This is a genomic window from Undibacterium sp. Ji49W, from assembly GCF_049340205.1.
In the GTDB taxonomy this organism is placed as follows: domain Bacteria; phylum Pseudomonadota; class Gammaproteobacteria; order Burkholderiales; family Burkholderiaceae_D; genus Undibacterium.
In genome coordinates, this window is the sequence record NZ_JBMPOW010000083.1 from 1 (window position 1) to 255 (window position 255).

1 pseudogene is annotated in these 255 nt (G+C 58.0%); it reads right to left on the bottom strand.

Features of this window, described 5'->3' with window-relative positions:
• Nucleotides 1–226, bottom strand: a pseudogene (locus ACO0LK_RS27125) (ABC transporter substrate-binding protein); the annotation flags it as partial.
• Nucleotides 227–255 lie beyond the last annotated feature (29 nt).

A 255-nucleotide genomic window follows, 5' to 3' on the forward strand; every position in this document is an offset into this window, starting at 1 on the left:
CCACGGTGCCATCAGCACCAATCAGCACGGACAATTGCACCGTACCTGTTTCTTCATTACGCAACGAGGCACGTGGGTATTCTGGTTTGCAACCACCGACATTGAAGTCGATCACGCCTGGGATGGTCACCGGGCCAGTCGCTTTGGTTTCAGCAACAGGTGCAGGCTGAGCCGGCCCCTTGGGCATGACCGGGTTCTCTGGCTTGACGCTGGAGAAGTTACTCACGGTCGGCGGTTGCTGCACGGGTTGCTGTA